Here is an 11,000-nt window from a genome sequence, read left to right on the forward strand (position 1 = left end):
TTCTCTTGACAATGGCGGACAGGGTGGGATTCGAACCCACGGTGAGCTTGCACCCACGGCGGTTTTCAAGACCGCTGCCTTAAACCACTCGGCCACCTGTCCTTGCGCCGCCCCCATAGCGCGCGGGCGCCCAGCGGCAAGCGAAACCTTGCGGGCTCGATCCATCGCGCGAATGAATCGGCTCATCCCGCCGCGACCTAGCCAAGCCGCTCGCATCTGTGCGACACCCGTCCTATGGGTGGGGACATGATGCACGCTATACGTTTCAGAATCGGACGCCTTTTCAAATTTGCTACGGCGTTCCTGTCGGCATGGATGCTCACCGCCTCGGCCCCGCTTCACGCGCAGGGCGTCGACGGCAGCTTCGACGCCTATGTTCAGTCGCTGTGGCCAAAGGCGCAGGCGCGCGGCGTCTCGCGCACCACCTTCGACCGCGTGACGGCAGGGCTCGCGTACAACGCGCGCGTCGTTGCGCTCGACCGCGACAATCTCGGCAGCCCACCGAGCCCGAACACCCCGATCCCGTCATTCGCCCCCTATAAGGCGAAGCATGTCGATGCCGCGCGCATTGGCGGCGGGCGCCGCGTCCACGACCGGCTGCTGCCGCTGCTGTCGCGCATCGAGGCGCGCACGGGCGTCCCGACGAGCATTATGATCGCAATCTATGGCCATGAAACCGCCTATGGACAGGTGACGGGCAATTTCGACTTGCCCGAAGCGCTTGCGACGCTCGCCTATGAAGGCCGCCGTCGCAGCCTCTTCGAACCCGAGCTTATCGCGACGATGGTAATGGTCGAGCGCGGCGTGCCGCGCAGCGCGCTGAAGGGCAGTTGGGCCGGCGCGTTCGGCTATCCGCAGTTCCTGCCCTCGGTCTATCTACAGGTCGCAGAGGACGGCGACGGCGACGGCGTCGCGCGTATCTGGTCAAGTGAGGCCGACGCCATCGAATCGATCGGTTCCTACCTTCGCCGCGCTGGCTGGCGCGCAGGCCAGCCATGGGGCGTCGCAGTGACCGTACCTGCGGGTTTCAACCGCAGCGCGGTCGCCAATCGCCTGACCCCCACGCGCTGTCCGCGCGTTTTCGACCGGCACAGCCGCTGGCGTTCGATGGCGGAATGGCGCGCCGACGGTATCCAACCGGTCGGCGGCCGCTGGCCCGACGGCAATGTACAGGCGACGCTGCTCGAACCGGACGGCCCCGGTCGCACCGCTTATTTGCTGACCGGTAACTATCGCGCGATATTGGACTATAATTGTTCCAATTTTTACGCACTGTCTGTGGGGTTGCTGGCGGATGAAATCGATCGTTAAGGGCGGGGGCCTGATGGCCGGGGCGATGCTGATGCTCGCCGGCTGTGGCATTACGGATGGCAAGCGCGAAGGCGGCCCGACGGCAAGTCCGACGCCGGCGACGGCCGCAAACGGTGTTGTCGATGTTCCGGTAAAGCTCGGCGATCCATACACGATCGGCGGCGTGACCTATACGCCCGCCGACATCCCTGACTATGATGATGTCGGCTATGCAAGCTGGTATGGCGAGGAATTGGCCGGAAAGCCGACCGCCAATGGCGAGGCGTTCGATCCTGCGGCAATCAGCGCGGCGCATAAGACGCTGCCGTTGCCGAGCTATGTCGAGGTCACCGCGCTCGATACCGGACGGACGATTCTGGTGCGCGTCAACGATCGCGGGCCGATGGTCGGCGACCGGCTGATCGACCTCTCACGCGGCGCCGCCGAACAACTCGGGCTCACCGACGGCCTCTCCGCCGTGCGGGTGCGTCGGACTAACCCGCCCGTCGCCGAACGCGCGCAGCTTCGCTCGGGCAAACCCGTTCCCGAACGCATCGCGACGCCCGAATCGCTGCTGGCAATTCTGCGTAACAAGGCAAAGGCGCTACCCGTTCCGAAAGCGGCGGTTGTTGCCGCACCCGTTACCGCGCAGCCCGCTGCGCCGATCGCATCGGGCAAGGCCAAACCCGGCGACGACCGCTTTGTTGTCGAAGGTCCGGGAACGACCAAGGCGGCGCCCAAGCCTACCACTAAACCAGCCCCCGCTGTCGCCGGGAAGTTTGTGGTGCAGGTCGGCGCCTTCAGCGTGGAAAGCCGCGCCGACGCAGCGGCGAAATCGGTCGGCGGCCACGTGACGAAAGCAGGCAATCTGTGGCGTGTGCGCGTCGGTCCTTTCGCGAGCGACGCCGAAGCGCGCGGCGCGCTCGGCAAAGTGAAGGCGAAGGGCTTCCGCGATGCGGTCGTCCAGCGCGATCGCTGACGGGCAGGTATGGGCAGGCCGACCACCGTTTTGAGAGGCATCGCAGCCTCGCTGGGCCTGCTTGCGCTAATCTTGAACCTTCCGGCGGCAGCAGCCGAAGACGTTCGCCCAAAGAGCGCGCCGGCGGCACCTGCGGCCTATGTTACGCAGGCCCCGATCGTGATGCTCAAGGATCTCGATACGGGAAAAGTGCTGTTTTCCCGCGGCGCCGACAAGCGCTTTGCTCCGGCGTCTATGGCGAAGGTGATGACGGCCTATGTCGTCCTCGACCTCGTCAAACGAGGCCAATTGTCGCGCGACAAGCTTCTGACTGTCGAAGAGGCGACATGGAAGACATGGAGCGCGCGGAGCCGCAGTTCGAGCATGTTTCTGAGCGCGGGCGAAAAGGTCTCGGTTGACGATTTGCTCAAAGGATTGATCACCGTTTCGGGGAACGACGCCGCAGCGGTTCTCGCGGTCGGCATCGACGGCAGCGAGGCCGCTTTCGTCAAAAGAATGAATGGGATAGCGACGCGAATTGGTATGTCGTCGAGTAATTTCGGAACGCCGAGCGGTTGGCCTGACGGCGGAGTGACCAAAGTCAGCGCAGGCGATATGGTCCTGCTCGCCGAGCGGCTGATCCGCGACCATCCGGGCGACTATGCGCGCTATTTTTCGATTCCGAAGTTCCGGCATGGCACCTCGCCGGAAGGAAAACCGATCATCCAGGCGAACCGCAATCCGATCCTCGGCCGCTTCGCGGGGGCCGATGGCCTGAAGACAGGACATACGTCGGAGGCGGGCTATTGTTTCCTCGGCTCGGCAAAGCGCGATGGGCGTCGGCTGATCATGATTGTTGCCGGCATGCCAACCGAAAAAGCGCGCCGCGACGAGGCCGAGCGGCTGATGAGCTGGGGTTTTGCCGATGGCGGCGCCGGGACAACTGTACAGGACCGGCGCTCCGCTGCGTCGAAAGACCGGGCAGCCGCTACGCGCAGATGACAAAGGTCCCAAGGCGGGCTACCGCCGACCGATGCACGGGCAGCATCCCATCCACCAGCTCTTTGGGTTAGCGACATGACGCGCGGTCGTTTTATAACGCTTGAGGGCGGCGAAGGGGTCGGTAAATCGACGCAAATTCGCGCACTTGCTGCCGCGCTCGAGGCGCTTGGTATCGAGACAGTCGCGACGCGCGAACCTGGCGGTAGCATGGGCGCCGAAGCGATCCGCACGCTGCTCATGGAGGGAAGCGACGATCGCTGGGACGCTCGGAGCGAGGCATTGCTTTTTGCCGCGGCGCGCGCCGACCATGTCGCACGCACGATCCGCCCGGCGCTTGATCGCGGCGCGTGGGTGCTCTGCGACCGCTTCGTCGATTCGAGCCGCGCCTATCAGGGCGGCGGCGGCGGCATCACCGACGCCGACCTCCTGACGCTTCACGGCTTCGGTTCGATGGGCTTGTTGCCCGACCGGACCTTTCTGCTCACCGTCAGTGCCGACGAGGCGGCGCGGCGGCTGACCGAACGTGGCGGCAGCGACCGCATGGGCAATAAGCCTGCGGACTATCAGGCGCGGCTCGCGGCACGTTTTGTCGAAATGGCGGAGGCGGAGCCTGCTCGCTGGCGGATCGTCGGTGCCGACGCTCCCGCTGAACGGGTGACTGCGGCGATCCTCGCTGAGCTTGCGGAATGGCTGCCATGATCGGCCATCAGGACGCCGAAAAGGCCTTTGTCGAGGCCTGGCAAGGCGGACGTCTTCACCACGCCTGGCTTCTGGCCGGGCCGCAGGGGATGGGGAAGGGCGCCTTTGCCGAACGTGTAGCACGCTTTCTCGTCACCCACGGACGCGGCGGCGACGGACAATCGGTGACCCTCGACGACCACGGCGACGATGCCGCGGCCCGGCTTGTCGACGCCGGAAACCACCCCGAAATCCTCCGTCTCGCACGCCAGCCCAAGGACAAGGCGAAGGAGCTCGCTCGCAACATCACGATCGAGCAGGTGCGGCAGATGATCCGCCGCCTTCATCTGTCTCTGTCGCTCGGCGAGTGGCGCGTGATCATCGTCGATGCGGTCGACGATCTGGAAACCGACGGCGCCAACGCATTGCTAAAGACGCTCGAGGAACCGCCGGCAAAGACGCTGTTCCTGCTCGTCAGCCATTCACCTGGACGCTTGTTGCCGACCATAAGGTCGCGCTGCAGAATGCTACGTTTTCAGCCGGTTGATCGTGACGTCATGACAGCGTGGCTGGGCGAGTTGCGCCCGATGCTCGAAATCGCCGAAGTACGCGCGATCGTTGCCGCTTCGGGCGGTGTGCCGGGCAAGGCGCTCGCGCTGATCGACAGCGATGTCACGGCGATGGAAAAAAAGCTGCTTGCGATTGCGGCGAGCGGCGATCCCGAGAACCGGTTGCGTGAGGCGCTCGCTCGCGAAGTTGGCGGGACAAGCAATCGCGCCCGGCTCGAACTGGTGATCGACATTGTTCCGGGGCTGCTGGCGCGCCTCGCACGCGACCGTCCGGTTGCGGAGATCGCGCCCGTTCTCGCCCAATGGGACCGCGTCCAGCGCACGGTCCGTGATGCGATCCGAGGTTCCTACGACGGTGCGATGGTGGGGTTCGAAATAGGTAACTGCCTCGCCGAATTGGCGCCAAGGACAGGGCAGACGACACGCTGACGCTTTCCCTCGCGCGCCCCAGCGGCTAAGGCGCGCGCATGTCCGAAAACAAAGACCCCTTCTATATCACCACTGCGATCAGCTACCCCAATGGCCGCCCGCATATCGGTCACGCTTATGAAGCAATCGCGACCGACGTCATGGCCCGCTTCCAGCGCGCGCGCGGCCGCGACGTGCGGCTAATCACCGGGACCGACGAACATGGGCTTAAGATGTTCCAGACCGCGCGTGACCAAGGCCGCGCTACGATCGATCTCGCCGACGAAATGTCGGGATATTTCCGTGAGATGTATGCCAGGCTGAATATCAGCTATGACAATTTCATGCGTACGTCGGATGCCGCTCACCATGAAGCGTCGCAGGCGATCTGGCGCGCGATGGAGGCGAACGGCGACCTCTATCTCGACCGTTATGAGGGCTGGTACTCGGTCCGCGATGAGGCTTTTTACGACGAAAGCGAACTGGTCGACGGGGAAGGGGGCGTTCGCCTATCGCCGCAAGGTACGCCGGTCGAATGGACCGTCGAGGAAAGCTGGTTCTTCCGTCTGTCCAAATATCAGGACAAACTACTCGCGCTCTACAACGAGCAACCCGATTTCATCCGCCCCGAAAGCCGTCGCAACGAGGTCATGCGCTTCGTCGAAGGCGGTCTCAAGGACCTCAGCGTCTCGCGCACCAGCTTCGACTGGGGCGTGCCGGTGCCGGGTTCACCGGGGCACGTGATGTATGTGTGGGTCGACGCGCTGACCACCTATTTGTCAGGATTGGGCTACCCGAACCCCGCCAGTGATTTCAGCAAGTTCTGGCCGGCGAATATCCATATGATCGGCAAAGATATCGTTCGTTTTCATACGGTTTACTGGCCGGCCTTCCTGATGAGCGCGAACCTGCCGCTGCCGAAACAGGTGTTCGGCCACGGCTTTCTGCTCAACCGCGGCGAGAAAATGTCGAAATCGCTCGGCAATGTGGTCGATCCTATGGTGCTTGCCGATCAGTTCGGCGTCGACGCGCTGCGCTATTACCTGCTCCGCGAAGTCAGCTTCGGACAGGATGGTACTTATTCGGCCGAGGCGATCGTGCGCACCGCGAACGCCGACCTCGCGAACAGCTTCGGAAATCTTGCACAGCGCAGCTTGTCGATGATTTTCAAGAATTTGGACGGCAAGATTTCGGCCGACTATTCACCGGCGCAGGATGACGTCGACCTGCTCACAGATCTCGCCGAAATGGCGGCGATCCGCTTGCCGCGCGAATTCGAGCAACTCGCTTTCTCGGTAGGTATCGAGGACTGGATCCGCGCGGTGTTCGCCTGCAACCAATATGTCGATACGCAGGCCCCCTGGGCGCTGCGTAAAACCGACCCCGAACGCATGCGCGCCGTGCTGATGACCTTGTTTCAAGCGGTGCGGACGCTCGCGATCGCCATCCGGCCCGTCGTACCGGCGGCCGCCGACGCATTACTCGACCAGATTGGCATTGCCGACGACGCGCGCGATTTTGACGCGCTGGCAGACAACGACTGGTTCGCGAAGCTCGTTGCCAGCGGCTTTGTGGTCGGTCAGCCCGTACCGATCTTCCCACGCCTGGAACTGCCAGCCGAGGACAATGGGGGGGAAGGGGAGGCCTGAATGCTCGTCGATTCGCACTGCCACCTCAACTATAAGGGCCTCGCCGAACAGCAGGATGAAGTGCTCGAACGCGCCCGTGCGCGCGGCGTCACCGCCATGCTCAACATCGCGACGCGCGAAAGCGAATGGGACGATGTTCTTGCCGTCGCCGAAGCGAACGCCGACGTCTGGGCCAGTGTCGGCATCCATCCGCATGATGCGGACCACCACCCCGACGTCGATACCGCCAAGCTTGTCGAACGCGCGAGGCATCAGCGAGTGATCGGGATCGGCGAAACCGGGCTCGATTACTATTACGACAAGAGCGACCGCATGCGGCAGCAGGATAGCTTCCGCCGTCATATTCACGCGTCGCAACAAACCGGCCTGCCGATCATCGTTCACACGCGCGATGCCGAAGCTGATACTCTGGCCTTGCTCGGCGAAGAGATGGACAGGGCTACCTTCCCAGGCGTGATCCACTGCTTCACCGCCAGTGATGATTTCGCGCGGCAGGCGCTCGACCTTGGGTTCTTTATCTCGATCTCGGGCATAGTGACGTTCAAGAACGCCGCCGATCTCCAGTCGACAGCCAAATGGCTGCCGCAGGACCGGCTGCTGATCGAAACCGATTCCCCCTTCCTTGCCCCCGTCCCGCATCGCGGCAAGGCCGGTGAGCCGGCTTTTGTCGCCGATACTCTCGCGTTTCTGTCAACGCTTCGCGACGAAGATCCCGACGCGCTTGCATCGGCGACGAGCGCCAATTTCTATTCGCTTTTCAATAAGGCGGTAGCATGACGTCGCGCGCTTCATGAAGCTAAGGATCCTTGGCAGCGGTACCTCCTCGGGCGTTCCGCGGATCGGTAACGACTGGGGTGCGTGTGACCCCGACAATCCCCGAAACCTGCGTAGCCGCGCCTCAATCATGGTCTCGCTGGGCGGTTTTCGTATCCTCGTCGACACCAGTCCTGATATGCGGTTGCAACTGCTAGACGCGGGCGTCGGCGAGATCGATGCCGTGATCTGGACGCATGAGCACGCCGACCATACGCACGGTCTCGACGATCTTCGACAAGTCATGCATCTCCGGCGCTCCGCAGTACCGGTCTATGCGCGCGATCATGTACTCGACATCCTGAAATGGCGTTTTACCTATGCCTTTGCGGGCAACGCCGGCTATCCGGCATCGGTCGATCCAATCGATCTTCACGATCATCAGTCGATCGGCCCCATCGAAGTATCCGCGATCGAAATGCCGCACGGCCCGATCAAGGCTACGGGCCTGATCTTTAGCGATGGCGCCCACAAGATCGCCTATGCCACTGATTTTTCTAAGTTTACTGATGAGATGGTCGAATTTTTCCAAGGCGTCGACCTCTTCGTCATCGACGCGCTGCGCCGTTATCCGCATCCAACGCACCCACATTTGGCAATGACGCTTGAGGGTCTGGGCAAAGTCGGCAATCCGCGCGCGATCATTACGCATATGGACAATACGATGGATTATGACGACCTTGCGGCGGAATTGCCGCCAGGCGTCGAGCCTGGATATGACGGGTTGGAGGTGCAGCTATGAACGGCGACACGACTGTTCAAATCCTGTGGTTTGTCGGCGCATTCACGCTGGTGCTCAGTTCGCTGCTGGCGCGGCGGCTGCCGATGGCCGACTGGATCAAGATGGCGCTGGCGTGGGTGGCGATTTTCGGACTGGTGTTTCTGGTTATCCGGACATGGCAGGCTGTAACATAGCGAGAGGGGCACTTTCTCCCCGTACATTCTTATATTTAACATAATATATATTATCGGATAATTTCATGGCCGAAACCGTAGCCCAGTCCCCCATCAATCGCCTGCTTGCGATCATGCGCCAGCTCCGCAATCCCGACGGCGGCTGTGAATGGGATCTGGCGCAGAATTTTTCGACCATCGCACCGTACACGATCGAAGAAGCTTATGAGGTCGCCGACGCCATTGCCGGCGGCGATCCCGTAGCCATCTGCGATGAGCTTGGCGACCTGTTGCTCCAGGTGGTTTTTCACAGCCAGATTGCCACCGACAACGGCTTGTTCGGTTTCGACGATGTCGCCAACGCGATCAGCGACAAGATGGAGCGCCGCCATCCTCATATCTTCGGTGACAGAAAGACTGACGACGTCCGCCAGCAGTGGGAGCAGATCAAGGCGGCCGAACGCGCCACCGACGGTCCGGCAAGCGCGCTTGCCGGCGTTGCGCAGTCGTTGCCCGCATTACTTCGCGCACAAAAGCTGCAAGACCGTGCGGCGCGTGTCGGGTTCGATTGGCCCGACATCGAAGGCCCGCGCGCCAAGATTGTCGAGGAACTCGCCGAGGTCGCGGCTGCGACCAGCGAGGCCGAGCAGCATGAGGAGATCGGCGACCTGTTGTTAGCGGTGGTCAACTATGCCCGACACCTTGGCGTCGACGCAGAAGGAGCTCTGCGCGACGCCAATGGCAAGTTCGCGCGGCGCTTTGCCGCCATGGAAGATCGCGCCGGCGGCAGCCTGTCGGGCCTGTCGCTCGACGTACAGGAAAGCCATTGGTTGGCCGTTAAGGCGTCGGAGCGTCCGTAGTCGGCCAAAGCCGTTCGAAGCGTGCGCTGTCGGCGGGATCGAGGCGTACGGTGAGAATATGGCCTTCAGCCTCAGGCTCATCGGCCAGCACTTCGCCTCGCGCATGAAGCCACGCCGCCGCTTCACCCTGGCTATAGCTCAGGTAAATGCGCTGAACCTTGTGCAGTGCAGTCAATTGTGACGCCATCAGTGTCCGCGCAGCTTCGACGCCCTCGCCCGTTGCCGCGGAGATCACGGCGACATCGGGGCGACGCGCTGCCATATCCTCGATAGCCGCGCGGCTTTCGTCATCGGCCGTGTCGATCTTGTTCCAGATTTCGATTTGTTGGATCGCCGGTGGCGCATCGCCCTCCCCGTCGTCCTGTGGTCCATTGACACCCAGCGATTCCAATATGGCGCGCACATCGTCATATTGGGCGTCGCTGTCGGGATGGACAATGTCGCGGACGTGTACGATCAGATCGGCGGTTGTGACTTCCTCCAGCGTCGCGCGGAACGCCGCGACCAGTTCGGTAGGCAGGTCGGAGACAAAACCCACGGTGTCCGACAGGATCGCCTTGTCGATTCCGGGGAGCCGGATTTCGCGCATCGTTGGGTCGAGCGTGGCGAAAAGCATATCTTCCGCCATGACGTCACTTCCCGTCAACCGATTGAAAAAGGTGGACTTCCCGGCATTGGTGTAGCCTACGAGCGCAACCACGGGCCATGGCGCGCGCTGGCGTTTCGACCGCTGCAACTGCCGCGTGCGCCGCGCGTCTTCGAGGCTGCGGCGGATGCGGGCCATCCGGTTGCGGATCATCCGCCGGTCAGCCTCAATCTGTGTTTCGCCGGGGCCGCCGAGGAAGCCAAAGCCACCGCGCTGGCGCTCAAGGTGGGTCCAACTGCGCACCAGCCGCCCCGCCTGATAGTCGAGATGTGCGAGTTCGACCTGTAACCGCCCTTCGGCTGTCGCGGCTCGTTCGCCGAAAATTTCGAGGATCAGGCCCGTCCGGTCGATTACCTTGGTGCCGAATGCGGTTTCAAGGTTGCGCTGCTGGATCGGGCTGAGCGCCGCATCGACGACGACCAGTTGAACACCCTTTGCCGCGATGTCGGGCGCGATCGCTTCGATTTGCCCGACACCCAACAACGTCGCAGCGCGCGTCTGCCGTAACCGGAGCGTGTGGACCGCAACGACGTCTAGCCCGATCGCAAGCGCAAGCCCCCTCGCCTCCTCGGCGCGCGCGTCTAAGTCCCGCGCGAGGCGCTGGCTATGCCATTCGGGCACGACGATAAGCGCGGCGGCGCCGCGCGTTACCTCGTCTTCATTGTCGATTATCGGGTCGATCAGGCGTTATCCGCTTCTGCGTCCGGCTCGCTGTCGGTCAGGTTGATCGGCCCGTTCGGCTGGACAGTCGAAATCGCGTGCTTGTAGACAAGCTGGACCTGCCGCTCGCGCTCGAGCAACATACAGAACAGGTCGAAAGCGACGATATCGCCCTGCAACATGACGCCGTTGACAAGGAACATCGTCACCGACTCGTCGGAACGACGGACCGCGTTCAGGAACACGTCCTGCAGCGCCTTGCCCTTGCTTGCTGGTGCGTCGCGCAGACTGTCACCAAGCAGCGAGAGGTCGAAGTCGTGCGACGGCATCACCGTCGAGATCGCATGCTTGTAAACTAGCTGTGATTGCCCATCACGGCGAAGAAGCAACGAGAAGTTGTCGAACCAGGTGATGATGCCCTGCAGCTTGACACCCTTGACCAGGAACATCGTCACCGGCGTCTTGCTCTTGCGAAGGGCGTTTAGGAAAATATCCTGGAGATTCTGATTTTTATCGGACACATTTGCCTCCTGTTTTTGGCGGTGTAACCGCGGGTATGGTGCCGGTTTTCCG

The 11,000-nt window shown here is 62.5% G+C and carries 12 protein-coding genes and 1 tRNA gene; 10 read left to right on the forward strand and 3 right to left on the reverse strand.

The window, feature by feature from the left end:
- Nucleotides 1-12 precede the first annotated feature (12 nt).
- Nucleotides 13-102, reverse strand: a tRNA-Ser gene (locus SC1_RS09715).
- Nucleotides 103-315: 213 nt separating this feature from the next.
- On the opposite strand from SC1_RS09715, the gene SC1_RS09720 reads away from it, so the two are divergent.
- The 10 genes from SC1_RS09720 to mazG all read left to right on the forward strand — a co-directional run bounded on the left by SC1_RS09720 (nucleotide 316) and on the right by mazG (nucleotide 9,121).
- Nucleotides 316-1,311 (forward strand): lytic transglycosylase domain-containing protein, encoded by a 996-nt coding sequence (locus SC1_RS09720; RefSeq protein WP_062183893.1) that lies wholly within the window; start codon nucleotides 316-318, stop codon nucleotides 1,309-1,311.
- Nucleotides 1,295-2,269, forward strand: coding sequence for a septal ring lytic transglycosylase RlpA family protein (locus SC1_RS09725; RefSeq protein ID WP_062180697.1), 975 nt, complete (start codon nucleotides 1,295-1,297; stop codon nucleotides 2,267-2,269). Before SC1_RS09720 ends, SC1_RS09725 begins: the two co-directional genes overlap by 17 nt.
- A gap of 72 nt (nucleotides 2,270-2,341) precedes the next feature.
- Nucleotides 2,342-3,250 carry a D-alanyl-D-alanine carboxypeptidase family protein gene (locus SC1_RS09730; RefSeq protein WP_193749148.1) on the forward strand — a complete coding sequence of 303 codons (909 nt, stop codon included), beginning with the start codon at nucleotides 2,342-2,344 and terminating at the stop codon, nucleotides 3,248-3,250.
- 75 nt (nucleotides 3,251-3,325) lie between these two features.
- Nucleotides 3,326-3,949 (forward strand): dTMP kinase, encoded by a 624-nt coding sequence (tmk, locus tag SC1_RS09735; RefSeq protein ID WP_062180704.1) that lies wholly within the window; start codon nucleotides 3,326-3,328, stop codon nucleotides 3,947-3,949.
- Complete coding sequence (locus SC1_RS09740; RefSeq protein WP_062180707.1) at nucleotides 3,937-4,926, forward strand: DNA polymerase III subunit delta'; 990 nt, start codon at nucleotides 3,937-3,939, stop codon at nucleotides 4,924-4,926. Before tmk ends, SC1_RS09740 begins: the two co-directional genes overlap by 13 nt.
- Before the next feature lie 38 nt (nucleotides 4,927-4,964).
- Nucleotides 4,965-6,554, forward strand: a complete 1,590-nt coding sequence (gene metG / locus SC1_RS09745; protein ID WP_062180710.1) for a methionine--tRNA ligase — start codon at nucleotides 4,965-4,967, stop codon at nucleotides 6,552-6,554.
- Nucleotides 6,555-7,331 carry a TatD family hydrolase gene (locus tag SC1_RS09750; protein ID WP_062180713.1) on the forward strand — a complete coding sequence of 259 codons (777 nt, stop codon included), beginning with the start codon at nucleotides 6,555-6,557 and terminating at the stop codon, nucleotides 7,329-7,331. It abuts the gene before it with no gap.
- Nucleotides 7,332-7,344: 13 nt separating this feature from the next.
- Nucleotides 7,345-8,109, forward strand: a complete 765-nt coding sequence (locus SC1_RS09755; RefSeq protein ID WP_062180716.1) for an MBL fold metallo-hydrolase — start codon at nucleotides 7,345-7,347, stop codon at nucleotides 8,107-8,109.
- Complete coding sequence (locus SC1_RS22215; protein ID WP_193749149.1) at nucleotides 8,106-8,282, forward strand: hypothetical protein; 177 nt, start codon at nucleotides 8,106-8,108, stop codon at nucleotides 8,280-8,282. Before SC1_RS09755 ends, SC1_RS22215 begins: the two co-directional genes overlap by 4 nt.
- A 65-nt stretch (nucleotides 8,283-8,347) precedes the next feature.
- Entirely contained in the window at nucleotides 8,348-9,121 is a 774-nt protein-coding gene (gene mazG, locus SC1_RS09760) for a nucleoside triphosphate pyrophosphohydrolase (protein ID WP_062180719.1), read from the forward strand.
- Here the strand turns inward: mazG and hflX are convergent.
- Nucleotides 9,099-10,388, reverse strand: a complete 1,290-nt coding sequence (gene hflX, locus SC1_RS09765; protein WP_370568735.1) for a GTPase HflX — start codon at nucleotides 10,386-10,388, stop codon at nucleotides 9,099-9,101. The genes mazG and hflX overlap by 23 nt on opposite strands.
- Before the next feature lie 59 nt (nucleotides 10,389-10,447).
- Nucleotides 10,448-10,948 carry an RNA chaperone Hfq gene (gene hfq, locus SC1_RS09770; protein WP_062180725.1) on the reverse strand — a complete coding sequence of 167 codons (501 nt, stop codon included), beginning with the start codon at nucleotides 10,946-10,948 and terminating at the stop codon, nucleotides 10,448-10,450.
- Nucleotides 10,949-11,000 lie beyond the last annotated feature (52 nt).

It is taken from the genome of Sphingopyxis sp. C-1 (assembly GCF_001047015.1).
Classification (GTDB): domain Bacteria; phylum Pseudomonadota; class Alphaproteobacteria; order Sphingomonadales; family Sphingomonadaceae; genus Sphingopyxis.